Origin of the sequence: Klebsiella sp. P1CD1 (assembly GCF_003790505.1) — a bacterium.
Lineage (GTDB): Bacteria > Pseudomonadota > Gammaproteobacteria > Enterobacterales > Enterobacteriaceae > Klebsiella > Klebsiella variicola.
In genome coordinates this window covers 4,873,270-4,898,479 of sequence record NZ_CP033631.1, presented here as the reverse complement: position 1 = coordinate 4,898,479, position 25,210 = coordinate 4,873,270, and the positions used below count along the sequence as shown (strand labels likewise).

The following is a 25,210-nucleotide window of genomic DNA, read 5'->3' as shown; positions in this document are numbered from 1 at the left end:
GAGATTAGCGATGTCGTCATTTGACTATTTAAAAAGCGCCATTAAGCAGAAAGGCTGTACCCTGCAGCAGGTGGCGGAAGCCAGCGGAATGACCAAGGGGTATCTCAGCCAGCTGCTGAATGCCAAAATCAAAAGCCCGAGCGCGCAGAAGCTTGAAGCGCTGCATCGTTTCCTCGGGCTGGAGTTTCCCCGCCGGCAGAAAAGCGTCGGGGTGGTGTTTGGTAAGTTTTACCCGCTGCATACCGGGCATATCTACCTGATACAGCGCGCCTGTAGCCAGGTCGATGAGCTGCATATCATTATGGGCTATGACGATACCCGCGACCGCGAGCTGTTTGAAGAGAGCGCCATGTCGCAGCAGCCGACGGTGCCTGACCGCCTGCGCTGGCTGCTGCAGACCTTTAAATATCAGAAGAATATTCGCATCCACGCCTTCAATGAAGAGGGGATGGAGCCCTATCCGCATGGCTGGGACGTCTGGAGCCATGGGATCCGCGCTTTTATGAGTGAAAAAGGGATCGAGCCGAACCGGATCTATACCTCGGAAGAGGCCGATGCGCCGCAGTACCTTGAGCATCTGGGGATCGAGACGGTGCTTATCGATCCTAAGCGGACCTTTATGAATATTAGCGGCGGGCAGATCCGCGAGAACCCGTTCCGCTACTGGGAATATATTCCGACGGAAGTGAAACCGTTCTTTGTGCGGACGGTGGCGATCCTCGGCGGCGAGTCGAGCGGTAAATCGACGCTGGTCAATAAGCTCGCCAATATCTTCAATACCACCAGCGCCTGGGAGTATGGTCGGGATTATGTCTTTTCGCATCTTGGCGGCGATGAGATGGCGCTCCAGTATTCGGATTACGATAAAATTGCCCTCGGACATGCGCAGTATATTGATTTTGCAGTGAAATACGCCAACAAGGTGGCGTTTATCGATACCGACTTCGTCAGCACTCAGGCCTTCTGCCTGAAGTACGAGGGGCGTGAGCACCCGTTCGTGCAGGCGCTGATTGATGAATACCGTTTCGACCTGGTGATCCTGCTGGAGAACAATACCCCGTGGGTGGCCGATGGGTTACGCAGCCTTGGGAGTTCGGTGGATCGTAAAGAGTTTCAGTCGCTGCTGGTGTCGCTGCTGAAAGAGAACGAGATCGAGTTTGTCCATGTTAAGGAGTCGGACTACGATGCCCGGTTCCTGCGCTGCGTTGAGCTGGTGAAGCAGCTGATGGGCGAGCAGGGGTAGGTCCTCTGCGGGCTGTTGCCCTCACCCCAACCCTCTCCCGGTGGGAGAGGGAGCAAACCCTAAAAAAGGCAACTTGCGTTGCCTTTTTGCGTTTTATTTCGCGATACGCTTGTACTTGATTCGCTTCGGCTCCAGCGCGTCGGCGCCGAGGGTGCGTTTCTTATACTCTTCGTATTCGGTAAAGTTACCTTCGAAGAACTCAACCTTACCTTCATCCTGGTAATCCAGAATGTGGGTGGCAATACGGTCAAGGAACCAGCGGTCGTGTGAGATAACCATCGCGCAGCCCGGGAACTCCAGCAGGGCGTTTTCCAGCGCGCGCAGGGTTTCGATATCCAGGTCGTTGGTTGGTTCATCGAGCAGCAGGACGTTACCGCCGACCTGCAGCAGTTTCGCCAGGTGCAGACGACCACGCTCACCGCCGGACAGCTCGCCAACGCGTTTACCCTGGTCGACGCCTTTGAAGTTAAAGCGGCCCACGTAGGCGCGGCTCGGCATCTCGGTGTTGCCGATCTTCATGATATCCAGGCCGCCGGATACTTCTTCCCACACGGTCTTGCTGTTGTCCATCGCGTCGCGGAACTGATCGACGGAGGCCAGCTTAACGGTTTCACCCAGGGTGATGGTGCCGGAATCTGGCTGCTCCTGGCCGGACATCATGCGGAACAGGGTGGATTTACCCGCGCCGTTCGGACCGATGATGCCGACGATAGCGCCTTTCGGTACCGAGAAGCTCAGATCGTCAATCAGCACGCGGTCGCCGTAGGATTTGCGCAGATGGCTGACTTCCAGAACTTTATCGCCCAGACGCGCGCCTGGCGGAATGAACAGTTCGTTAGTCTCGTTGCGTTTCTGGTATTCGACGTTGTTAAGCTCTTCAAAGCGCGCCAGACGGGCTTTGCCCTTAGACTGACGGCCTTTCGCGCCCTGGCGAACCCACTCGAGCTCTTTCTCGATGGATTTACGACGCGCCGCTTCCTGAGAAGCTTCCTGCGCCAGACGCTGATCTTTCTGCTCCAGCCAGGAGGAGTAGTTGCCTTCCCACGGAATACCTTCGCCGCGGTCAAGTTCGAGGATCCAGCCGGCGACATTGTCGAGGAAGTAACGGTCGTGGGTAATCGCCACCACGGTGCCTTCGAAATCGTGCAGGAAGCGTTCCAGCCAGGCGACGGACTCGGCGTCCAGGTGGTTAGTCGGTTCGTCGAGCAGCAGCATATCTGGTTTTTCCAGCAGCAGGCGGCACAGCGCGACGCGGCGGCGTTCACCACCGGAAAGATTCGCGATTTTCGCATCCCAGTCCGGCAGGCGCAGGGCATCGGCCGCGCGCTCCAGCTGCACGTTCAGGTTGTGGCCGTCGTGCGCCTGGATAATCTCTTCGAACTTGCCTTGCTGGGCGGCAAGCTTATCGAAGTCCGCATCCGGCTCGGCGTATTTGGCATACACTTCGTCCAGACCCTTCAGCGCGTTAACCACTTCGGCGACCGCTTCTTCAACGGACTCGCGCACGGTGTGTTCCGGGTTGAGCTGCGGCTCCTGCGGCAGGTAGCCGATTTTGATGCCTGGCTGCGGACGCGCTTCACCTTCGATCTCGGTGTCGATACCGGCCATGATGCGCAGCAGGGTAGACTTACCGGCGCCGTTCAGACCGAGCACACCGATTTTCGCGCCAGGGAAGAAGCTGAGGGAGATATTTTTCAAAATATGACGTTTCGGCGGAACCACTTTGCCGACACGATGCATGGTATAAACGAATTGAGCCACGTTGGACTTCGCCTCTTTCTATTTTGATAGATAGTTCAAAGCCGAAGTGTAGCCTTTTTCGCGCGCTAATCCCAGCGAGGCGACAGGATTCACAGAAGCGTAAAAAAATGTCCAGGACATGGCGCGTTTAGCGTTGTCTGATTAGCATAAGTAAAGCTGCCTGCCGAACCGGCGGGGGCTTTTAAGCGGCACGATGCTGCGAAAATGCACCGGAAAGAGGAAGAGCTTGTGGAAAAAGCCAAAAAAATGGCGTGGCATCTTTTGGCTGCCAGCGTTGGTCTGTTGACGTTGAGTCAGCTGGCGCATGCGGATTCACTGGATGAACAGCGCAACCGCTACGCACAAATTAAGCAGGCGTGGGATAACCGGCAGATGGATGTGGTCGACCAGCTGATGCCCACGTTAAGCACCTATCCCCTGTACCCCTATTTGCAGTACCGGCAGATCACCGACGATCTGATGAACCAGCCGGCGCTGGTGGTGAAAAACTTTATTGACGCCAATCCGACGCTGCCCCCAGCGCGTTCCTTACGTTCGCGCTTCGTGAATGAACTGGCCCGGCGCAGCGACTGGCGCGGCCTACTGGCGTTTAGTCCCGATAAGCCGACCAGCACCGAGGCACAGTGCAACTATTACTACGCCAAGTTGAGCGTGGGGCAGTCGCAGGAAGCCTGGAGCGGGGCGAAAGACCTGTGGTTGACGGGCAAGAACCAGCCTGGCGCCTGTGAGCCGCTGTTCAGCGCCTGGCGTGACTCCGGACAGCAGGATCCGCTAGCCTATCTCGAACGGATCCGCCTGGCGATGAAGGCCGGCAATATCGGGCTGGTCAAATCGCTGGCTCAGCAAATGCCCGGCAACTATCAGAGCATCGCTTCCGCCGTCGTCGCCCTGGCTAACGATCCAAACAGCGTTCTGACCTTCGCCCGCACCACCGGGGCGACAGACTTTACCCGTCAGATGGCCGCCGTCGCCTTCGCCAGCGTCGCCCGTCAGGATGTGGAAAATGCCCGCCTGATGATCCCTTCGCTGGTGCAGGCTCAGCAGCTCAATGAGGATCAGACTCAGGAGCTACGTGATATTGTCGCCTGGCGCCTGATGGGTACCGATGTAACCGAAGAGCAGGCTATCTGGCGCGATGACGCGATCATGCGCTCACAGTCCACGCCGCTGGTGGAGCGGCGCGTGCGGATGGCGCTGGGGACGGGCGATCGCCATGGTCTGAACACCTGGCTGGCGCGCCTGCCGATGGAGGCGAAAGAGAAAGACGAATGGCGCTACTGGCAAGCGGATCTGCTTCTGGAGCGCGGTAGGGACGAGGAGGCGCAGGCGATCCTTCGCTCGTTGATGCAACAGCGAGGCTTCTATCCGATGGTCGCTGCGCAGCGACTTGGCGAGGAGTATACCTTCCGCATCGATAAAGCCTCGGGAACGATCGATCCGGCGCTGGCTTCCGGTCCGGAGATGGCGCGGGTACGCGAGCTGATGTACTGGAATATGGATAACACCGCGCGCACCGAATGGGCGAACCTCGTCACCAGCCGAACCAAATCCCAGCAGGCGCAGCTGGCGCGTTACGCTTTTGATCAGCACTGGTGGGATCTGAGCGTGCAGGCGACGATCGCCGGCAAACTGTGGGATCAGCTGGAGGAGCGCTTCCCGCTGGCGTATAACGATCTGTTCGCGCGTTACATCAGTGGCAAAGATATCCCGCAGAGCTATGCGATGGCGATTGCCCGCCAGGAGAGTGCCTGGAACCCGAAAGTGCGCTCGCCGGTTGGTGCCAGCGGACTGATGCAGATTATGCCGGGCACCGCGACGCATACCGTCAGCATGTTCAGCATTCCCGGCTACAGCGGCCCGTCGCAGCTGTTGGATCCGGAAACCAACATCAACATCGGCACCAGCTATCTGCAGTATGTCTACCAGCAGTTCGGCAATAACCGTATCTATGCCTCGGCGGCCTATAACGCCGGGCCGGGCCGGGTTCGTACCTGGCAGGGGAACAGCGCCGGACGGATCGATGCGGTGGCGTTTGTCGAGAGTATTCCGTTCTCTGAAACCCGCGGCTACGTGAAGAATGTCCTCTCCTATGATGCCTACTATCGTTACTTTATGGGGCAGCAGGATAAGCTCTTCAGCGATGCGGAGTGGCGGCAGCGTTACTGATCGCCGGGAAGTATGTTATGCTTTGTACTCGTTGAAGAGTACATTCGACGGGCAGCGTAAGCTGCCCGTCTCAATATGGTGGCGCGATATGACCCAACAATCTCCTTATTCCGCGGCCGTTGCCGAACAACGTCATCAGGAGTGGCTGCGCTTTGTGGCGCTGTTACAGCAGGCCTATGCTGAGGATCTGCATCTGCCATTGCTGCAGCTGATGCTGACCCCCGACGAGCGCGAAGCGCTGGGCACCCGGGTGCGCATTATTGAAGAGCTGCTGCGCGGCGAGATGAGCCAGCGCGAGCTGAAAAATGAGCTCGGCGCCGGGATTGCGACCATTACCCGCGGGTCGAACAGCCTGAAATCAGCGCCGGCCGAACTGCGTCAGTGGCTGGAACAGACGCTGCTGACTAGTGATAAATAGCGTTATGAAACGGGCTTAACGCCAGCACGACCGCCTGATGGTAAACGCTGCTGCGGGTTAATTTTCCACCGGTGAAAACCCCAATCGCTCCCTCTTTACGACCGATCTGGTCGATGCCGGTATACTGCGACATGACCGGTCCCAGGGCTTCACCAGCGCGAACCTGCTCAAGAATAACCTCAGGTAACGGCAGCGTGGCTGAGCGCGCTTCTCCGCGCCGATCAGCGCTTTCAATGACCACCCAGCTAAAGGTGCTGCCATCGTCGATACCGGCCTCAATGGCCACCCAGAAATCGGCACTGGGTTGGACAAGACGCGCATTGGCGACGCGATTTCGTGCGCCAGCGCGCGTTTCCTCGCTGCCGAAGGGCTGTTCCGGCACGCCGCTCTCGACGGAGACGGACTCAATATGGCAGGATCCTTCGCCGAAAATCTCGTTAAAAGCCTGCAGAATTGCCTGAATTTTGGCGGGATTAGTGGTCGCTGAGACAACATGGTGCATAATCAAAACAACTCAGAATAAACTAACGTCATCGCAGTATACTCTAAATCACCCTCAGGGCAGGCGGTAATGCCCAAACCCGGTTGATAACGAGTCCAGAACGGAAAAAAAGCATGTTACAGGTATACCTTGTTCGCCACGGTGAAACGCAGTGGAACGCCGAGCGACGTATTCAGGGTCAGTCCGATAGCCCGCTGACCGCACACGGTGAGCGCCAGGCCTGGCAGGTTGGCGAGCGCGCCAGAACGCTGGGGATCACCCATATTATTACCAGCGATCTGGGACGAACCCGCCGCACAGCAGAGATTATCGCCGAAGCCTGCGGCTGCAGCGTGATCGCCGATGCGCGTCTGCGCGAGCTGGATATGGGGGTGCTGGAGAAGCGCCATATCGACTCGCTCAGCGACGAAGAAGAGGGCTGGCGTCGCCAGCTTGTCAACGGCACGCCGGATGGCCGTATTCCGCAGGGCGAATCGATGCAGGAGCTCAGCGAGCGGATGCATGCGGCGCTGGCATCCTGTCTGGAATTACCGGCCGGTAGCCGACCACTGCTGGTGAGTCATGGGATTGCGCTGGGCTGCCTGGTGAGCACGATTTTAGGGCTGCCGGCATACGCTGAGCGTCGTTTGCGACTGCGCAACTGCTCTATCTCGCGCGTTGACTATCAGCAAAGCCCGTGGCTGGCTTCCGGCTGGGTGGTGGAAACGGCGGGCGACGTCTCGCATCTTGACGCCCCCGCGATGGACGAGCTGCAGCGTTAACGACGAATCGGGATCAGATACTCGCAGCGTAACTGAATCGGCGTAGCCTGATCCCGGTTTTCATCTTCAGGGTAGAAGCGTTCAATATCCAGCCCCTTGCGACGGGTCAGGTTTAGCATCGGCATGCAGGTACCGTAGACCGTCAGGATGAATTCCTGCAGGCCGGTGCCCAGTCCTTCATACGTGAACATGACATACTCGCCGCCCTCCAGAGTGACCGGGTGGGCGTTCTGCAGATGGCCATTAGCCATCTCCGGCGTCAACGCGGTGGTATAGAACACTTCCTGCTCATCGTCTTTCTCCAGGCTCGGACGCGGCTCATGCAGCCCGTAGAGCACCGGGGGGATAGACGGCGAATTGCCGAGGAAGTCCCGCCAGAACTGGACGCGCATCTGGTTGCGGAAATCGGAGATTTCCTCGAGCTTACAGGTATAGCTCTGGGTGACGCCGAGCAACTGAGTGGTGGGCAGGGCAACAAATTCATGTTTTGGCAGCGTGAATTCGCCAAGACGCAGCGGCGGACGCATACCGAACGAGCTCCAGTCCGGGGAGCGGCGGTAGAGCGCCGGCGTCAGCGAGAACTGCTTTTTAAATGCCCGGGTGAAGGTCTGCTGGGAGTCGAAACGGTACTGAAGCGCAATATCAAGGATTGGACGGGCGGTTAGACGTAATGCGACAGCAGATTTCGATAACCGGCGCGCGCGAATATAGGCACCGATGGCATGGCCGGTGACATCCTTAAACATTCGCTGTAAATGCCACTTGGAATAACCTGCCTTCGCCGCCACATTGTCCAGAGAAAGCGGCTGATCCAGGTGACCTTCCAGCCAGCTAAGGAGATCGCGAATAATCCCTGCTTGATCCATAAAATGTCCCCATCCTTAAACACAGGTGCCTGATATTAAAGTAGCGGATAATAGCATTTTTTGATGTTTTAGCATTCAGTGTTTTTTTTGCTTTTAAATGCGGAAGGTCAGTGGAGCTGAACGATAATTTTGTAAAGCTGTGATCTATAAACCTTTTCTGCTAAGTGCGTGATAATCACTCAGCTATATTTTTTAATAATGGTAACAATATGAAATACAAGAAGTTTGCGATGGGCCTGCTGCTGCTGGCCGGCTGCCAGATGGCTCAGGCGGAGCAGATTGGTTCCGTGGATACGGTCTTCAAATGGTTAGGGCCGGATCACAAAATTGTCGTCGAAGCCTTTGACGATCCGGATGTGCAGAACGTGACCTGCTATATCAGCCGGGCGAAAACCGGCGGGATCAAAGGCGGGTTGGGGCTGGCGGAAGATACCTCTGACGCGGCCATCTCCTGCCAGCAGGTCGGGCCGATTGAGCTGACGGACAAAATCAAAAACGGCAAAAGCCAGGGTGACGTGGTGTTCCAGAAGCGCACCTCGCTGGTATTTAAAAAACTGCAGGTCGTGCGTTTCTATGATGCCAAGCGCAATGCGCTGGTCTATCTGACCTACTCGGATAAAGTGGTTGATGGCTCGCCGAAGAACGCCATCAGCGCCGTGCCGATCATGCCATGGAATAAATAAACGGGAGCGCGCATGCAGCAGCCACGGATTTGGTTAGTTGAGGATGAACAGAGTATCGCTGATACCCTGGTTTACATGCTGCAGCAGGAGGGCTTCCAGGTCACCGTCTTTGGCCGCGGGTTGCCCGCGCTGGAGGCGGCGGCGCATCAGGCGCCCGATGTCGCCATCCTTGACGTCGGCTTGCCGGATATCAGCGGCTTTGAGCTCTGTCGGCGCCTGCTAACGCGTTATCCGGCGCTGCCGGTGCTGTTTCTGACGGCGCGGAGCGACGAGGTCGATAAGCTGCTGGGGCTGGAAATCGGCGCTGACGATTATATCGCCAAGCCGTTTTCGCCGCGCGAAGTCTGCGCGCGGGTGCGAACCGTGCTGCGGCGACTGCAGAAGTTTGCCGCGCCTTCGCCGGTGGTGCGCGTCGGCGAGTTTGTGCTCGATGAGCAGGCGGCGTCGATAAGCTGGTTCGGCCAGCCGCTGAACCTGACGCGCTACGAATTCCTGCTGTTGAAAACCCTGCTTCACGCGCCTGGTCGCGTCTTCTCCCGTCAGCAATTGATGGAGCTGGTGTGGAGCGAAGCCTGGGAAAGCCTCGACCGTACCGTCGATACCCATATCAAAACCCTGCGCGCCAAGCTGCGGGCCGTGAATCCCGAGGTTACGCCGATCAATACCCATCGCGGCATGGGCTACAGCCTGGGGCGTGGCTGATGCGTATCGGCATGCGCCTGCTGCTGGGCTATTTTCTTATCGTCGCTATCGCCGCGTGGTTTGTGCTGTCGATCTTTGTCCAGGAAGTGAAGCCAGGCGTGCGCGGGGCGACGGAGGGGACCCTCAACGATACCGCCACGCTGCTGGCGGCGCTGGCGCGTGAGGACCTGCTGGCGGCAAATCCGCAGCAGGGCAGGCTGGCTCAGGCCTTTCAACAGCTCAACCAGCAGCCGATCAACGCCCATATTGGCGGAATTAAAAAGGTGCGTAATGAGTACCGTGTCTATCTGACCGATGCCAGGGGCAAGGTAGTGTTTGACTCCAGCGGACAGGCGACAGGGCAGGACTATTCGCGCTGGAATGATGTCTGGCTCACCCTGCGCGGCCAGTACGGCGCGCGCAGTACGCGCAGCGATCCGCATGATGAAACCAGCTCAGTCATGTATATCGCCGCGCCAGTGATGGATAAGGGGCGGATTATCGGGGTGCTGAGCGTCGGTAAACCCAACCTGGCGATGACGCCGGTCATCAAGCGCAGCGAACGGCGGATCCTCTGGGCCGGCGGCGCCCTGCTGGGCATTGCGTTGTTGATTGGCGTCGGCGTCGTCTGGTGGATCAATTTCTCTATCGGCAAGCTGGTGCGCTATGCGGACTCGGTGACCGCTGAGCGCCCGCTGCCGCTGCCGGAGGTTGGCAGCAGCGAATTGCGCAAGCTGGCCCAGGCCCTGGAGAGCATGCGGGTAAAGCTCGAAGGTAAGAATGCCATCGAAAACTATGTCTATGACCTGACCCATGAACTGAAAAGCCCGCTGGCGGCCATCCGCGGCGCGGCGGAGATCCTGCGCGAAGGGCCGCCGCCTGAGGTAGCGGCGCGGTTTACTGATAATATCCTCGCGCAAAACACCCGGATGCAACTGCTGGTGGAGCGGCTGCTCCAGCAGGCGCGACTGGAAAGCCGGCTGGAGATAAAGCCGCAGCCGGTGTCGATAGATGCGCTATACCAACGGCTGACGGAGGAGCGTGACATCGCTCTGGCGGCGAAAGCTATCACCCTGCGCTGGCGGGAGAGTGGGATGCTGGTCAATGGCGATGGTGAGCTGCTGGCCCAGGCGCTGGGTAATCTGCTCGACAACGCGATTGACTTTACCCCCCAGGGCGGCGAGATCGCCCTGGCTGCGGAGAAGCGAAATGAAGAGGTGCAATTGAGCGTTATCGACAACGGATGCGGTATTCCGGACTATGCCCTGGAACGAATCTTTGAGCGATTCTACTCGCTACCGCGCGAAGACGGCCATAAGAGCAGCGGCCTGGGACTGGCGTTCGTTCGTGAAGTCGCGCGCCTGCATCACGGCGATATCAATCTGCACAATCGGCCCGAAGGCGGCGTGGTCGCCACGCTGCGACTTCACCGTCCCTTCACATAGCTTCAGGTTCCCCCCACATAGCCGCTCTACAGTGAGGCCATCACGATAGGGAGAAAGGCTATGTTGAAATCACCGTTATTCTGGAAAATCACCACGTTAATCGGTTGTGTTGTGCTGTTATCTTTGCCGTTAATGATGGTCAGGGAGCTTATTAATGAGCGGGCGGATTATCGTAGCGAAGTGGTGGACGCCATTGAGCAAAGCACCAGTGGTTCGCAAAAACTTGCCGGGCCGCTGATCGCTATTCCGATAACCGAGACCTTGACCCGCATGGAGAACCAAAAAGAGGTCAACTATCAGCGGAGCTGGGAGTACTACTGGCTGCCGGAGTCGCTGGCGGTCACCGGCAAACAGACCGTGGAGTCGAGGAGGGTGGGCATCTACAGCGGCCAGGTCTGGCATAACGCCTTGCAGATTAAGGCCTCGTTTGATCCGCTGCGTCTGGCGGCGCTGAGAAAAACGAATATCGTCTTAGGCCCGCCGCGGCTGGTGGTGAGCGTCGGCGATGCCCGCGGTATTGGCGCCATCCATGCCCCGGAGGTCAACGGTAACGTATTAAGCGTGGAGCCGGGGCTGGGGATAAGCGGCGATGGCGCAGGTATTCATATGCCGATGCCTGCGCTGGCGGAGGACAACAAGCCGCTTGAGATAGCCTTTTCTCTCGAGCTGAACGGGACGGGAGAATTTTCACTGGTGCCGATCGGGCGTAACAGCGAGCTGCAGTTGACCAGTAACTGGCCGCATCCCGGCTTTCTCGGCAGCTTCCTGCCAACGCAACGGGAAGTGAGTGCTGCCGGCTATCGCGCCCACTGGCAAAGCAGCTGGTTTGCCAACGATATGGGGAGCTATTTTAAGGATGATATGGAGATCCCGTGGTCACGGCTACCGGCGTTCAGTGCCGATGTGATGACGCTTGCCGACCAGTACCAGCTAACCGACCGGGCGACAAAATACGCCATCCTGTTAATCGGGCTGACCTTTATGGCCTTTTTCGTGTTCGAGAGCCTGACTCATCGTCCCCTGCATCCAATGCAGTATCTGCTGGTGGGTTTATCGCTGGTGCTGTTTTACCTGGTGCTGCTGGCGCTCTCGGAGCACGTTGGGTTTACCGCCGCGTGGCTGGCGGCCAGCCTGTCCGGCGCGGTGATGAACGGGGTCTATTTACAGGCAGTGCTCAGGGGATGGCGTAACAGCCTGCTGTTTGTCGCCGCGCTGCTACTGCTGGATGGGGTGATGTGGTTTCTGCTGCATTCCGAGGACAGCGCGCTGCTGCTGGGTACCGGGGTACTGGCGCTAGCGCTGAGCGTCCTGATGTTTTTGACCCGCCGGGTGGACTGGTATGCGTTATCGTTACCGAAAGGCAGTGCGCCCCCGCCGCCGGCTGCCGATGATGACAAGCTGCGCCTCTGGAAAGAGTGACGGCATAAAAAACGGCGCCCTTGGGGCGCCGTTTTCACATCATGACTGCGGAATAAAACGCATTATTCCTGCAGATCGCCACAGAAACGGTAGCCTTCACCGTGAATGGTGGCGATGATTTCCGGGGTATCCGGAGTGGATTCGAAGTGTTTACGAATCCGACGAATGGTCACGTCAACGGTACGGTCATGCGGCTTCAGCTCACGACCGGTCATTTTCTTCAGCAGCTCGGCGCGAGACTGAATTTTGCCCGGGTTTTCGCAGAAGTGCAGCATCGCGCGGAATTCACTGCGCGGCAGCTTGTACTGCTCGCCGTTCGGGCTCACCAGTGAGCGGCTGTTGATATCGAGTTCCCAACCATTGAACTTGTAGCTCTCCACGCTGCGGCGCTCTTCGCTCACGGTACCGAGATTCATGGTACGGGAGAGCAGGTTGCGCGCGCGGATGGTCAGCTCACGCGGGTTAAACGGTTTAGTGATATAGTCGTCAGCGCCGATTTCGAGGCCAAGGATCTTATCCACTTCGTTGTCGCGGCCAGTTAAGAACATCAGCGCGACGTCAGCCTGCTCACGCAACTCGCGCGCCAGCAGAAGACCATTTTTACCCGGCAGGTTGATATCCATGATTACCAGGTTGATATCATTTTCAGACAGGATCTGATGCATTTCCGCGCCATCGGTCGCTTCGAATACATCGTAACCTTCTGCTTCGAAAATACTTTTTAACGTGTTGCGTGTTACCAACTCGTCTTCAACGATAAGAATGTGCGGGGTCTGCATGTTTGCTACCTAAATTGCCAACTAAATCGAAACAGGAAGTACCAAAGTCCCTGACCTGCCTGCTGCATGTCGCAAATTAACATGCGCGGCGTAACATGACTAAAGTACGTAATTGCGTTCTTGATGCACTTTCCATCAACGTCAACAACATCATTAGCTTGGTCGTGGGTACTTTCCCTCTGGACCCGACGGTGTCAAAAACGGCTGTCATCCTAACCATTTTAACAGCAACATAACAGGCTAAGAGAGGCCGAACACCCAATAAAACTACGCTTCGTTGACATATATCAAGTTCAATTGTAGCACGTTAACAGTCTTGTGAAATCATTGCATCGTCATGCTCTTTATAGTCACAATCCTTACACAGCTCAACTAGTTGCGTGGATAAATTAATAAATACAGTGAATCCAATGCATGGAACGATGGCTCAGATGAAATTTCATTGCCCATCATATGGATAAATGGGTTCTGTTAACATACTCCTCGTCATGGCCTCCTGAGAACAGTTTAGATTTTTTTATGGGTAAGCAAACGCAATTTTAGTGATTTTTGTTGCAAATTTGTAAATTTTCACCGCGTAAAATGGTGGGGCCAGCGCTTCGCCAACGCCTGAGAGAGAGAAAGAAACCGCAATGCGTTTAACGATTATTTTAGTCGCCCCAGCCCGGGCAGAAAACGTCGGTGCCGCTGCCAGAGCAATGAAAACGATGGGATTTCGCGATCTCAGGATCGTGGACAGTGAAGCCCACCTGGCGCCAGCGGCACGCTGGGTGGCGCATGGTTCAGGTGATATCCTCGATGGCGTCACTACCTATCCAACCCTTGCTGCGGCGCTGCACGACGTCGATTTTACCGTCGCCACCACCGCCCGCAGTCGCGCGCGGTTTCATTACTACGCCACGCCGCAGCAACTGTTGCCGCTGCTGGAGGAGAAGGCGCAGTGGATGACGCACGCGGCGCTGGTTTTTGGCCGTGAAGACTCCGGGTTGAGCAATGAGGAACTGGCCCTGGCCGATGTGCTCACCGGCGTGCCGATGGTAGCGGATTATCCATCGCTCAATCTCGGCCAGTCGGTGATGGTCTACTGTTATCAATTAGCATCGCTTATGCAACAAACGGCTCCCGCCGCCGCCGCGGCAGATCATCATCAGCTGCAGGCATTACGCATCCGCACCGAGGCATTGCTTTCGCGTTTAGGCGTGGAAGAGGATGCCAAACTGGCCGACTGGCTGGCGCAACGAATGGGGCTGCTGCAGCAGCGCGACACGGCAATGTTGCATCGATTGCTGCATGATATTGAAAAAAACCTGCCAGAATAAAGCTCTGTCATATTTTTTGTTTATAGTTATCTGTGCTGTTTTTGTGGGCTGAATTCCGCCGAACTGGATGTTTTTTCTTGCCATGACGGCGCAATACGTAAGCTGGCTGAAATGGGGTTAATTGAGAAATTCATTGACTTAAGAAGGCAGATACTTTAACCAATATAGGCAGGACACACAGACAGATAAAAATACAGAGTACACAACATCCATGAATCGCATCGGCATGATTACCACCATTATCACCACCACCATTACCACAGGTAACGGTGCGGGCTGACGCGTACAGGAAACACAGAAAAAAGCCCGCACCTGAACAGTGCGGGCTTTTTTTTTGACAAGAGATCAAGGGGTAAGAACCATGCGAGTGTTGAAGTTCGGCGGTACATCAGTGGCAAATGCGGAACGTTTTCTGCGGGTTGCCGATATTCTGGAGAGTAATGCCAGGCAGGGGCAGGTAGCGACCGTACTGTCTGCCCCGGCGAAGATCACCAACCACCTGGTGGCGATGATTGAAAAAACGATCGGTGGCCAGGATGCCCTCCCGAATATTGCCGACGCTGAACGCATTTTTGCCGAACTTCTCCAGGGCCTTGCCGATGCCCAGCCCGCTTTCCCGCTTGCCCAACTGAAAGCCTTCGTTGAGCAGGAATTTGCTCAGATTAAGCATGTCCTGCACGGCATCAGCCTGCTGGGCCAATGCCCGGATGGGGTTAATGCCGCGCTGATCTGCCGTGGCGAAAAGCTCTCCATCGCCATCATGGCGGGTCTGCTGGAAGCCCGTGGACATAAAGTCAGTGTGATTAACCCGGTCGAAAAACTGCTCGCCGTGGGCCACTATCTGGAATCCACCGTCGATATCGCCGAATCCACCCGCCGCATTGCCGCTAGCCAGATCCCGGCAGACCATATGATCCTGATGGCCGGATTTACCGCCGGCAATGAGAAGGGCGAACTGGTGGTGCTGGGGCGTAACGGCTCCGACTATTCGGCGGCGGTACTGGCCGCCTGCCTGCGCGCGGACTGTTGCGAAATCTGGACCGATGTCGACGGGGTGTATACCTGCGATCCGCGCCAGGTGCCAGATGCACGTCTGCTGAAATCAATGTCTTATCAGGAGGCGATGGAGCTCTCCTACTTTGGCGCGAAAGTGCTGCATCCGCGCACCATTGCCCCTATCGCTCAGTTTCAGATCCCATGCCTGATCAAAAATACCGGCAACCCGCAGGCGCCGGGAACGCTCATCGGCGCCAGTCGCGATGAAGACGACCTGCCGGTGAAAGGCATCTCTAACCTCAACAATATGGCGATGTTCAACGTCTCCGGTCCGGGGATGAAAGGTATGGTCGGCATGGCGGCACGCGTCTTCGCCACCATGTCTCGCGCTGGCATCTCGGTGGTATTGATCACCCAATCCTCTTCGGAGTACAGCATCAGTTTCTGCGTGCCGCAGAGCGATTGCGCGCGTGCCAAACGGGCGATGGAAGATGAGTTTTATCTCGAGCTGAAAGAGGGGCTGCTGGAGCCGCTGGCCATTATGGAGCGTCTGGCCATCATCTCCGTGGTGGGCGACGGGATGCGTACCCTGCGCGGTATCTCGGCGAAATTTTTTGCGGCGCTGGCCCGCGCCAATATCAATATCGTGGCGATTGCCCAGGGCTCTTCCGAGCGCTCTATTTCGGTGGTGGTCAGCAATGACGACGCCACCACCGGCGTGCGCGTGACCCATCAGATGCTGTTCAACACCGACCAGGTGATTGAAGTGTTTGTCATCGGCGTCGGCGGCGTCGGCGGCGCGCTGCTGGAGCAGATCAAGCGCCAGCAGGGATGGCTGAAGAACAAACATATCGATCTGCGCGTCTGCGGTGTAGCCAATTCTCAGGCGCTGCTGACCAGCGTTCATGGCCTGAATCTGGAGAACTGGAGTGAAGCGCTGGCTGAGGCGAAAGAGCCGTTTAATCTTGGCCGTCTGATCCGCCTGGTGAAAGAGTACCACCTGCTCAATCCGGTGATCGTCGACTGTACCTCCAGCCAGGCGGTCGCCGATCAGTACGCCGACTTCCTGCGCGAAGGTTTCCATGTGGTGACGCCGAACAAAAAGGCCAATACCTCTTCGCTGGATTACTATCACCAGCTGCGCCATGCAGCCAGCAGCTCGCGCCGTAAATTCCTCTATGACACTAACGTTGGCGCTGGCCTGCCGGTGATTGAGAACCTGCAGAACCTGCTCAACGCGGGCGATGAGCTGCGCCACTTCTCCGGGATCCTTTCCGGCTCTCTGTCCTTTATCTTCGGCAAGCTGGACGAGGGGGTGAGTTTCTCAGCCGCGACGGCGCTGGCCCGTGAGATGGGGTATACCGAGCCGGATCCGCGCGACGATTTATCCGGAGTGGATGTCGCGCGTAAGCTGTTGATTCTGGCCCGTGAGACCGGGCGTGAACTGGAGCTGTCAGACATTATCGTGGAGTCGGCGCTGCCGGCGGACTTCGACGCCAGCGGCGACGTCGAAACCTTTATGACCCGTCTGCCCTCGCTGGACGATGGGTTTGCCTCGCGGGTTGCTAAGGCACGTGATGAAGGTAAAGTCTTGCGCTACGTCGGTAACATCGAAGAGGATGGTACCTGCCGCGTGAAAATTGCCGCCGTTGACGGCAACGATCCATTATTCAAAGTCAAAAATGGTGAGAACGCGCTGGCCTTTTACAGCCACTATTATCAGCCACTGCCGCTGGTGCTGCGCGGCTATGGCGCCGGGAACGACGTCACGGCGGCCGGCGTATTTGCCGACCTGCTGCGCACCTTGTCCTGGAAGTTAGGAGTTTAAGATGGTCAAAGTATATGCCCCGGCTTCCAGTGCCAATATGAGCGTCGGGTTTGATGTGTTGGGCGCGGCGGTCACGCCGGTGGATGGCACGCTGCTGGGCGATAACGTCACTGTTGAAGCGGCGGAGCAATTCAGTCTGCACAATCTGGGACGCTTCGCCAGCAAACTGCCGACGGCGCCGCAGGAAAACATTGTTTATCAGTGCTGGGAAAGCTTTTGCCGGGAGATCGGTAAGACGGTACCGGTGACGATGACCCTGGAAAAAAACATGCCGATCGGCTCCGGGCTCGGCTCCAGCGCCTGCTCGGTGGTCGCCGCGCTGGTGGCCATGAACGAGTTCTGCGGTAAGCCGCTCAACGAGACGCGGATGCTGGCGCTGATGGGGGAGATGGAAGGGCGTATCTCCGGCAGCATTCACTACGATAACGTGGCGCCGTGCTATCTTGGCGGCATGCAGTTGATGATCGAAGAGAACGGGATTATCAGCCAGCAGGTGCCGGGGTTTGATGAGTGGCTGTGGGTGTTGGCCTATCCGGGGATTAAAGTATCCACCGCCGAAGCGCGGGCGATTCTGCCGGCACAATACCGCCGCCAGGATTGTATCGCCCATGGTCGCCACCTCGCGGGCTTTATTCATGCCTGCTACACCCGCCAGCCGCAGCTGGCGGCAAAATTGATGAAAGATGTCATTGCCGAACCGTACCGTACCAAACTGTTGCCGGGCTTTAGCGAAGCGCGCCAGGCGACAATGGAGATCGGTGCGCAGGCTTGCGGCATCTCCGGCTCTGGCCCGACGCTGTTTGCGTTGTGTGATAAACCGGACACCGCACAGCGCGTCGCCGACTGGCTTGGCGCGCACTATCTGCAGAATCAGGAAGGCTTTGTTCATATTTGCCGGCTGGACACGGCGGGCGCACGCGTAGTGGGATAACCAATGAAACTGTATAACTTAAAAGATCATAACGAGCAGGTCAGCTTTGCGCAGGCCGTCACCCAGGGACTTGGCAAGCATCAGGGTCTGTTCTTTCCGCACGATCTGCCGGAATTCAGCCTGACTGAAATCGACGACATGCTGGCGCAGGATTTTGTCACCCGCAGCGCCAAAATTTTATCGGCCTTTATCGGCGATGAGATCCCGCAGGATGTCCTGCAGCAGCGGGTGCGCGCAGCGTTTGCGTTTCCGGCGCCAGTAAGCAAGGTTCAGGACGATGTCGGCTGCCTGGAGCTGTTCCACGGCCCGACGCTGGCGTTTAAAGATTTTGGCGGCCGCTTTATGGCGCAGATGCTGACCCATATCGCCGGCGATAAGCCGGTCACCATTCTCACCGCAACCTCCGGCGACACCGGGGCGGCGGTGGCGCATGCCTTCTACGGTCTGCCGAACGTTAAGGTCGTGATCCTCTATCCGCGCGGTAAGATCAGCCCGCTGCAGGAGAAGCTGTTCTGTACCCTCGGCGGCAACATTGAAACCGTGGCGATTGATGGCGACTTTGATGCCTGCCAGGCGCTGGTGAAGCAGGCGTTTGACGATGAAGAGCTGAAGGCCACGCTGGGGCTCAACTCGGCTAACTCCATCAACATCAGCCGCCTGCTGGCGCAGATCTGCTACTACTTCGAAGCGGCGGCGCAGCTGCCTCAGGAAGCTCGCAATCAGCTGGTGATTTCCGTGCCAAGCGGCAACTTCGGCGATCTGACCGCTGGTCTGCTGGCCAAGTCGCTGGGTCTGCCGATTAAGCGCTTTATTGCCGCCACCAACGCGAACGACACCGTTCCCCGTTATCTGCAGGGCGGCGAGTGGGCGCCAAAAGCTACCCAGGCGACGCTGTCTAACGCCATGGACGTCAGCCAGCCGAACAACTGGCCGCGCGTCGAGGAGCTGTTCCGCCGTAAAATCTGGCGCCTGAGCGAGCTGGGTTACGCCGCGGTCGATGATGAGACCACCAAAGCGGCGATGCGCGAGCTGAAGGCCATCGGCTACATCTCTGAGCCGCACGCGGCGATTGCCTGGCGCGCGCTGCGCGATCAGCTGCAGCCGGGAGAGTACGGCCTGTTCCTCGGTACCGCGCATCCGGCGAAATTCAAAGAGAGCGTGGAAGAGATCCTGCAGGAAACCCTGCCGCTGCCGAAGGAGCTGGCTGACCGCGCCGACCTGCCGCTGCTGTCCCACAATCTGCCGGCGGATTTCGCCGCGCTGCGTAAGCTGATGATGGGCTAGTATTGTCGTTCATCCACCAGCTAAACCGGGCCTGGTGCCCGGTTTTTTTACGCTCGAAGATGGAGATATTGTGTACGAACGAGCAATAAATGCGGCGCACTCTAGATTCAGATTGCAGAGAATAATCAGAATAGTTTTGTGGCGTTAATATTTTGCTATCGGCCCATAACGGGGACGGATAGAAGAGGTCACTTATGACAACGCTGAAATCTGCTTTGCTGGCACTTTCTATATTGCTGGTCGCTCCTGCGTTGGTTCATGCCGACGAAATCACCCTGCTCCCGGCGGTGAAGCTGCAAATCGGCGATCGCGATGATTATGGGCACTACTGGGATGGCGATCATTGGCGCGATCGTGACTGGTGGGCTCACCATTATGACTGGCGTGACGATCGCTGGCGCCCGCATGATGATTATCGCCACCATGATCGCGACGATGATGACGATCAAGGCCATCATGGCCATGGGCACGAGCGGCATCACCACGACGACTGATCATCTTTGCCCCCGCTGAGAGGCCGGGGGCATCGAGGCCTACTGCTCGTGGCGTTTAAACACCAGCTCACCTTTCTCCGAAGCCTCCGCATCAAAGAAATAGCCTTCGCTATTAAAGGCTTTGAGCTGCTCCGGCTGGGTTAAGCGGTTTTCGATAATGTAGCGACTCATCAGACCGCGCGCCTTTTTCGCATAGAAGCTGATCACTTTGAATTTGCCGTTTTTCTCATCGAGGAAGACCGGCTTGATCAGCTGACCCTGCAATTTTTGCGTTTTCACCGATTTAAAATACTCATCGGAAGCCAGATTGATGACGATATCGTCGCCCTGAGCCTGCAGGGCCTGATTCAGCTTCTCGGTAATGGTCTCGCCCCAGAACTGGTACAGATCTTTGCCGCGCGGGTTTTCCAGACGGATCCCCATCTCCAGGCGGTAGGGCTGCATCAGGTCCAGCGGGCGCAGCACGCCATACAGGCCGGAGAGCATGCGCAGGTGTCGCTGGGCGAAGTCAAAGTCGTCCTCGGTGAGCGTCTCTGCCTGCAGGCCGGTGTAGACATCGCCCTTAAAGGCAAGGATCGCCTGGCGGGCATTTTGCGGCGTAAAGTCAGGATGCCAGTCGTGGAAACGGGTGGCGTTCAGATCCGCCAGCTTGTCGCTAATGCTCATTAGCTTGCCGATTTGCGGCGCGGTCAGCTTACGAGCGATGCCGATAAGCTGTTGAGAGTACTCGAGGAGTTCGGGCTGGGTATAGCGAGTCGTTGCCAGCGGGCTTTGATAATCGAGCGTTTTAGCAGGTGAAATCAGAATCAGCATATCCAGTCCTTGCAGGTAATTTCGACGAATTTTAACAAAAAAAGTGCATGGTGGGATCGATAGCTGCGATTGCCGCGCTATTCGCGCGGCAGTTCATTCCAGGCACCCGGGGCCAGCTGCTGGTGAATATCCGGGTAGCGGGCGGCATCGAAAGTGGGCTGGATACCCAGCCGCCGCTGGCGCAGATAATCGCTGGCGATAATCCGCACCGTCGGGGAAAGCAGCAGGATGGCCGTCAGGTTGGTCATCGCCATCAGCGCCATGATGATATCCGCGCTCTGCCAGACGACAGGCAGGCTTACCAGGGTCCCCAGCAGCACCATCAGGACGGTGAGTATTCGCAGCCCCCAGATGTAGCGAGGCTTATCCAGACGCAGAAAGACCAGATTATTTTCCGCATACACGTAGTTGGCCACAATAGAGCTAAAGGCGAACAGCAGCACGATGAGGGCGATAAAATCGGCTCCCCAGCCGCCGACCAGCACGCTCATCGCGTGTTGCAAGTCCTGAATGCCATTGAGCGTATATTCATTGTCGGGGCGCGGCGCCAGCATGACGATAATCGCGCTGGCAGTACAGATCACGATGGTATCGATAAACACGCCAATCATCTGCACGATCCCCTGCGCTGCCGGGTGCGGCGGCCAGGAGGCGGCGGCCGCGGCGGCGTTAGGCGAAGAACCCATCCCTGCTTCATTGGAGAACATGCCGCGCTGGAAGCCACTGGTCAGTGCCTGGCTGATGGAGTAGCCCACCGCGCCGGCGGCGGCTTCCTGCCAGCCGAAGGCGCAGCGAAAGATGGTGGCAAAAATGGTCGGCAGGGCGGTGACGTGCCACAGGCCGATGAGCAGGCTGGTGGCGATCCACAGCAGCGCCATGATGGGCACCAGCCACTGCATCAGGCGCGCCACGCCGCGCAGGCCACGGAGAATGGCCAGGAAAACGAAAATGGCCAGCACGCCGCCGCTGACTGCCGCTGGCAGATCGAACGCATAGTGCAGGGCATGGGCCACCGAGTTGGCCTGCACGGTGTTAAAGATAAATCCATAGGCCAGCAGCAGGAGGATCGAAAACAGAACGCCCATCCAGCGCATGCCGAGACCGCGCGCCATATACCACGCCGGGCCACCGCGAAACTGTCCCTGGCTGTCGCGCTCTTTGTATAGTTGCGCAAGAGAACACTCAGCGAAGCTGCTGGCCATGCCGAGCAGGGCGGAAACCCACATCCAGAATACGGCCCCAGGCCCGCCGGCGGCGATCGCCAGCGTCACCCCGGCAAGGTTGCCGCTGCCGACCCGGGCGGCAAGACTGGTACAGAGCGCCTGGAAGGACGTTAAACCGCCCGGCTGCGGGTGCAGGCTTTTTTTCAGACTGCGGCCGAATTTGCGCACGTAACGGAACTGAATACCCCGGGTTTGCCAGCTAAACCAGAGCCCCGCCCCCAGTAACAGATAAATCATCACTGAGCCCCAGAGTATTTCATTGATAAATGAGAGAAAATCAGGCATTAAACATCCTCTTGTCCATGCCGGTACGCTTGTGTAAGCGTTACCAATTAAGTGACAATCCTTTCGCTTTCAGCAAATTAAGCGGCACAGTTTATCACACTCTGCGCTCTTCTCTCGTCGGCGGTTGCGCTGACCCGGCAGCGTGTTATCATCTGGGCAGACCGGTTACATCCCCTTAACTGCTGTTTAAGAGAAATATATCATGACGGATAAATTAACTTCTCTGCGTCAGTACACCACTGTCGTCGCTGACACCGGAGATATTGCGGCAATGAAGCTGTATCAGCCTCAGGATGCCACCACCAACCCTTCCCTGATTCTCGGCGCGGCTCAGATCCCTGAGTACCGTAAGCTGATTGATGACGCTGTGGCCTGGGCACGTAGCCAGAGCAGCGATCGCGCGCAGCAGATCCTCGATGCTTCCGACAAGCTGGCGGTGAACATCGGTCTCGAAATACTGAAACTGATCCCGGGCCGTATTTCCACTGAAGTGGATGCACGCCTCTCCTATGATACTGAAGCGTCTATCGCGAAAGCCAAGCGCATCATCAAGCTGTATAACGACGCGGGCATCAGCAACGATCGTATTCTTATCAAGCTGGCTTCCACCTGGCAGGGCATTCGCGCCGCTGAACAGCTGGAAAAAGAAGGCATCAACTGTAACCTGACGCTGCTGTTCTCCTTCGCTCAGGCTCGCGCTTGCGCCGAAGCGGGCGTCTTCCTGATTTCGCCGTTTGTTGGCCGTATCCTCGACTGGTACAAAGCTAACACCGACAAGAAAGAGTACGCGCCGGCAGAAGATCCGGGCGTGGTTTCCGTCAGCGAAATCTACGAATACTACAAGCAGCACGGCTATGAAACCGTAGTGATGGGCGCCAGCTTCCGTAATGTTGGCGAAATCCTGGAACTGGCCGGCTGTGACCGTCTGACCATCGCCCCGGCGCTGCTGAAAGAGCTGTCTGAAAGCGAAGGCGCCGTTGAGCGTAAACTGGTTTATACCGGCGAAGTGAAAGCGCGTCCGGAACGTATTACCGAATCTGAGTTCCTGTGGCAGCATAACCAGGATCCGATGGCGGTAGACAAACTGGCGGAAGGTATCCGTAAGTTTGCGATCGACCAGGAAAAACTGGAAAAAATGATCGGCGAACTGCTGTAATCCCGCAGGTGGCCGACGCCCGTCGGCCACATTACACTGTCTGTCCCGCCTCCGGCAGTGTATCATTTCGTTTAACGCCACAGTTTGAACGGAATAACCATGAATACCTTACGAATCGGCTTAGTTTCCATCTCCGATCGCGCCTCCAGCGGCGTCTATCAGGATAAAGGCATCCCGGCACTGGAAGAGTGGCTGGCGCGTGCCCTCACCACCCCTTTCGAACTGCAAACCCGCCTGATTCCGGATGAGCAGGTGATCATTGAGCAAACGCTGTGCGAACTGGTTGACGAGATGGGGTGCCATCTGGTGCTGACCACCGGCGGAACCGGCCCTGCGCGTCGCGATGTGACGCCTGACGCAACGCTGGCGATTGCCGATCGCGAGATGCCGGGCTTCGGCGAGCAAATGCGCCAGGTTAGCCTACACTTTGTGCCGACGGCTATCCTTTCCCGGCAGGTCGGGGTGATCCGCAAGCAGGCGTTGATCCTCAACCTTCCCGGACAACCGAAAGCGATTCAGGAGACCCTGGAAGGGGTAAAAGATGCTGACGGCAAGGTACTGGTGCACGGTATTTTTGCAAGTGTACCTTATTGTGTACAGTTGCTGGAGGGGCCTTATGTGGAAACCGATGGCCGTGTGGTAGAAGCATTTCGTCCTAAGAGCGCCAGGCGCGAAACTTTATCCTGAATTTAATGCATTTGTGACATAACCTGCATCGCTGATGGTGTGCCGTTTTATTTACGATATAGTGCTGTTTACTTTACACGCTATAAATCACGCTGCACACCTCAGGATGAAATCGCGTTATGTCATATGCAAACCGACCGCTAAACCGCCAGGATTATAAAACGCTGACGCTGGCCGCCCTGGGCGGCGCGCTGGAGTTTTATGACTTTATCATTTTCGTTTTCTTTGCCGCCGTCGTCGGTGAGCTCTTCTTTCCCGCAGATATTCCCGAATGGCTCCGTCAGGTACAAACCTTTGGCATTTTCGCCGCCGGTTATCTGGCGCGCCCGCTGGGGGGGATCATCATGGCCCACTTTGGCGATCTGGTGGGACGCAAGAAAATGTTCACCCTCAGCATCCTGCTGATGGCGCTGCCGACCCTGGCGATTGGCCTGCTGCCAACCTATAGCTCGGTGGGCATCGTCGCGCCGTTGCTGTTACTGCTGATGCGTATTCTGCAGGGGGCGGCGATCGGCGGGGAAGTTCCTGGCGCCTGGGTGTTTGTCGCCGAGCATGTCCCGGAAAAACGCATTGGTATCGCCTGCGGTACGCTGACGGCCGGCCTGACGGTTGGCATTCTGTTGGGGTCGGTGGTGGCGACGCTTATCAACACCAGCCTGACGCCGCAGGGGATCCACGACGGCGGCTGGCGGATCCCCTTCCTGCTGGGCGGTGTATTTGGTCTGATTGCGATGTATCTGCGTCGCTGGCTGCAGGAGACGCCGATTTTTCTTGAGATGCAGCAGCGTAAAGCGCTGGCGCAGGAGCTGCCGGTAAAAGCAGTAGCGCTGAAGCACCAGAAGGCGGTGGTGATCTCTATGCTGCTGACCTGGCTGCTGTCGGCAGGCGTGGTGGTGGTGATCCTGATGTCGCCGGTCTGGCTGCAGAAACACTATGGCTTCGCGCCGGCGATTACCCTGCAGGCCAATAGCATCGCCACGATTATGTTGTGCATCGGCTGTCTGCTCGCCGGGCTGGCGGCGGATCGCTTTGGCGCCAGCCGGACTTTCATCGTCGGCAGCCTGCTGCTGGCGGTTGCCAGCTGGGCATTTTACCACCTGTCCGGCGCCAGCCCGCAGCGGCTGTTTCTGCTCTACGGCACGGTGGGGCTCTGCGTCGGGGTGGTAGGGGCGGTGCCTTATGTCATGGTGCGGGCCTTCCCGGCTGAAGTGCGCTTCACCGGCATCTCATTTTCCTACAACCTGTCGTACGCGATCTTTGGCGGCCTGACGCCGATTGCGGTCACCATGCTGATGGGCGTGTCGCCGATGGCGCCAGCCTGGTATGTGCTGGCCCTCTCGCTGATGGGGCTAGGATTAGGTATCTGGCTGCGTCAGGGGATGACGGCGTCGGCGGGATTGCCGGAAGGGGAACTGCAGCGTTGAGTCTGGTTTACCGATGATGACCTGCCGCCGCCCTGTGACAGGACGG

24 protein-coding genes and 1 other annotated feature are annotated in these 25,210 nt (G+C 57.5%); of the genes, 18 read left to right on the top strand and 6 right to left on the bottom strand.

Going from position 1 to position 25,210, the window contains the following annotated elements; genetic code table 11:
• Window positions 1–10: 10 nt before the first annotated feature.
• The gene (nadR, locus tag DTA24_RS24220; RefSeq protein WP_002887802.1) at window positions 11–1,243 is read left to right on the top strand and encodes a multifunctional transcriptional regulator/nicotinamide-nucleotide adenylyltransferase/ribosylnicotinamide kinase NadR; all 1,233 of its coding nucleotides are present in this window, start codon (window positions 11–13) and stop codon (window positions 1,241–1,243) included.
• A 93-nt stretch (window positions 1,244–1,336) separates the two neighbouring features.
• On the opposite strand, the gene ettA is transcribed toward nadR, so the two are convergent.
• A complete protein-coding gene (gene ettA / locus DTA24_RS24215; protein WP_012968984.1) occupies window positions 1,337–3,004 on the bottom strand; it encodes an energy-dependent translational throttle protein EttA in 1,668 nt (555 codons plus the stop codon).
• Window positions 3,005–3,232: 228 nt separating this feature from the next.
• Here ettA and sltY point away from each other — a divergent pair, with 228 nt between their 5' ends.
• Window positions 3,233–5,170, top strand: a complete 1,938-nt coding sequence (sltY, locus tag DTA24_RS24210) for a murein transglycosylase (RefSeq protein WP_008807519.1) — start codon at window positions 3,233–3,235, stop codon at window positions 5,168–5,170.
• A gap of 88 nt (window positions 5,171–5,258) precedes the next feature.
• Window positions 5,259–5,588 (top strand): trp operon repressor, encoded by a 330-nt coding sequence (trpR, locus tag DTA24_RS24205; RefSeq protein ID WP_012542918.1) that lies wholly within the window; start codon window positions 5,259–5,261, stop codon window positions 5,586–5,588.
• Here trpR and yjjX read toward each other — a convergent pair.
• Window positions 5,575–6,090, bottom strand: a complete 516-nt coding sequence (gene yjjX, locus DTA24_RS24200) for an inosine/xanthosine triphosphatase (protein WP_123837088.1) — start codon at window positions 6,088–6,090, stop codon at window positions 5,575–5,577. The two genes, trpR and yjjX, sit on opposite strands and share 14 nt — an antisense overlap.
• Before the next feature lie 113 nt (window positions 6,091–6,203).
• On the opposite strand from yjjX, the gene gpmB reads away from it, so the two are divergent.
• Entirely contained in the window at window positions 6,204–6,851 is a 648-nt protein-coding gene (gpmB, locus tag DTA24_RS24195; RefSeq protein WP_008807516.1) for a 2,3-diphosphoglycerate-dependent phosphoglycerate mutase GpmB, read from the top strand.
• On the opposite strand, the gene robA is transcribed toward gpmB, so the two are convergent.
• On the bottom strand, window positions 6,848–7,717 hold the full coding sequence (gene robA, locus DTA24_RS24190; protein ID WP_008807515.1) for an MDR efflux pump AcrAB transcriptional activator RobA: 870 nt from the start codon (window positions 7,715–7,717) through the stop codon (window positions 6,848–6,850). The genes gpmB and robA overlap by 4 nt on opposite strands.
• Window positions 7,718–7,926: 209 nt before the next feature.
• On the opposite strand from robA, the gene creA reads away from it, so the two are divergent.
• Genes creA through creD form a run of 4 tightly spaced genes read left to right on the top strand, consistent with a single transcriptional unit; the run spans window position 7,927 to window position 11,945 of the window.
• Window positions 7,927–8,400, top strand: coding sequence for a protein CreA (creA, locus tag DTA24_RS24185; RefSeq protein WP_012542917.1), 474 nt, complete (start codon window positions 7,927–7,929; stop codon window positions 8,398–8,400).
• A gap of 12 nt (window positions 8,401–8,412) precedes the next feature.
• Window positions 8,413–9,102: a two-component system response regulator CreB gene (gene creB, locus DTA24_RS24180; RefSeq protein ID WP_123837087.1), complete on the top strand. Its 690-nt coding sequence runs from the start codon at window positions 8,413–8,415 to the stop codon at window positions 9,100–9,102.
• Window positions 9,102–10,526: a two-component system sensor histidine kinase CreC gene (gene creC / locus DTA24_RS24175; protein ID WP_049153333.1), complete on the top strand. Its 1,425-nt coding sequence runs from the start codon at window positions 9,102–9,104 to the stop codon at window positions 10,524–10,526. Before creB ends, creC begins: the two co-directional genes overlap by 1 nt.
• A 60-nt stretch (window positions 10,527–10,586) precedes the next feature.
• The gene (creD, locus tag DTA24_RS24170) at window positions 10,587–11,945 is read left to right on the top strand and encodes a cell envelope integrity protein CreD (protein WP_032736643.1); all 1,359 of its coding nucleotides are present in this window, start codon (window positions 10,587–10,589) and stop codon (window positions 11,943–11,945) included.
• 62 nt (window positions 11,946–12,007) lie between these two features.
• On the opposite strand, the gene arcA is transcribed toward creD, so the two are convergent.
• Complete coding sequence (gene arcA / locus DTA24_RS24165; protein ID WP_002887843.1) at window positions 12,008–12,724, bottom strand: two-component system response regulator ArcA; 717 nt, start codon at window positions 12,722–12,724, stop codon at window positions 12,008–12,010.
• A gap of 95 nt (window positions 12,725–12,819) precedes the next feature.
• Between arcA and yjjY the strand changes: the two genes are divergently transcribed.
• The 7 genes from yjjY (at window position 12,820) to DTA24_RS24130 (ending at window position 19,576) form a co-directional block, all read left to right on the top strand.
• Window positions 12,820–12,960 (top strand): protein YjjY, encoded by a 141-nt coding sequence (yjjY, locus tag DTA24_RS24160; RefSeq protein WP_001541509.1) that lies wholly within the window; start codon window positions 12,820–12,822, stop codon window positions 12,958–12,960.
• Window positions 12,961–13,356: 396 nt separating this feature from the next.
• Window positions 13,357–14,043 (top strand): tRNA/rRNA methyltransferase, encoded by a 687-nt coding sequence (locus tag DTA24_RS24155; protein ID WP_008807510.1) that lies wholly within the window; start codon window positions 13,357–13,359, stop codon window positions 14,041–14,043.
• Window positions 14,044–14,254: 211 nt separating this feature from the next.
• On the top strand, window positions 14,255–14,323 hold the full coding sequence (gene thrL, locus DTA24_RS24150) for a thr operon leader peptide (RefSeq protein ID WP_004222578.1): 69 nt from the start codon (window positions 14,255–14,257) through the stop codon (window positions 14,321–14,323).
• Window positions 14,262–14,379: a sequence feature (Thr leader region), on the top strand. (Overlaps the previous gene by 62 nt.)
• Before the next feature lie 25 nt (window positions 14,380–14,404).
• Window positions 14,405–16,867, top strand: coding sequence for a bifunctional aspartate kinase/homoserine dehydrogenase I (gene thrA / locus DTA24_RS24145; protein ID WP_050887447.1), 2,463 nt, complete (start codon window positions 14,405–14,407; stop codon window positions 16,865–16,867).
• Window position 16,868: 1 nt separating this feature from the next.
• Window positions 16,869–17,798, top strand: a complete 930-nt coding sequence (gene thrB / locus DTA24_RS24140) for a homoserine kinase (protein WP_008807508.1) — start codon at window positions 16,869–16,871, stop codon at window positions 17,796–17,798.
• A 3-nt stretch (window positions 17,799–17,801) separates the two neighbouring features.
• Window positions 17,802–19,082 (top strand): threonine synthase, encoded by a 1,281-nt coding sequence (gene thrC, locus DTA24_RS24135; protein ID WP_008807507.1) that lies wholly within the window; start codon window positions 17,802–17,804, stop codon window positions 19,080–19,082.
• Window positions 19,083–19,276: 194 nt separating this feature from the next.
• Window positions 19,277–19,576, top strand: coding sequence for a DUF2502 domain-containing protein (locus tag DTA24_RS24130; RefSeq protein ID WP_012968980.1), 300 nt, complete (start codon window positions 19,277–19,279; stop codon window positions 19,574–19,576).
• A gap of 39 nt (window positions 19,577–19,615) precedes the next feature.
• On the opposite strand, the gene yaaA is transcribed toward DTA24_RS24130, so the two are convergent.
• Together yaaA and DTA24_RS24120 are read right to left on the bottom strand one after the other, a co-directional pair.
• The gene (yaaA, locus tag DTA24_RS24125) at window positions 19,616–20,389 is read right to left on the bottom strand and encodes a peroxide stress protein YaaA (protein WP_008807505.1); all 774 of its coding nucleotides are present in this window, start codon (window positions 20,387–20,389) and stop codon (window positions 19,616–19,618) included.
• A gap of 77 nt (window positions 20,390–20,466) precedes the next feature.
• Window positions 20,467–21,897: an alanine/glycine:cation symporter family protein gene (locus tag DTA24_RS24120; protein ID WP_123837086.1), complete on the bottom strand. Its 1,431-nt coding sequence runs from the start codon at window positions 21,895–21,897 to the stop codon at window positions 20,467–20,469.
• A gap of 202 nt (window positions 21,898–22,099) precedes the next feature.
• Between DTA24_RS24120 and tal the strand changes: the two genes are divergently transcribed.
• From tal to DTA24_RS24105, 3 genes are all read left to right on the top strand, one after another.
• Window positions 22,100–23,053, top strand: coding sequence for a transaldolase (gene tal, locus DTA24_RS24115; protein ID WP_004204228.1), 954 nt, complete (start codon window positions 22,100–22,102; stop codon window positions 23,051–23,053).
• A 99-nt stretch (window positions 23,054–23,152) separates the two neighbouring features.
• On the top strand, window positions 23,153–23,740 hold the full coding sequence (mog, locus tag DTA24_RS24110) for a molybdopterin adenylyltransferase (protein WP_008807503.1): 588 nt from the start codon (window positions 23,153–23,155) through the stop codon (window positions 23,738–23,740).
• 119 nt (window positions 23,741–23,859) lie between these two features.
• Window positions 23,860–25,164: an MFS transporter gene (locus tag DTA24_RS24105; RefSeq protein WP_016160273.1), complete on the top strand. Its 1,305-nt coding sequence runs from the start codon at window positions 23,860–23,862 to the stop codon at window positions 25,162–25,164.
• Window positions 25,165–25,210 lie beyond the last annotated feature (46 nt).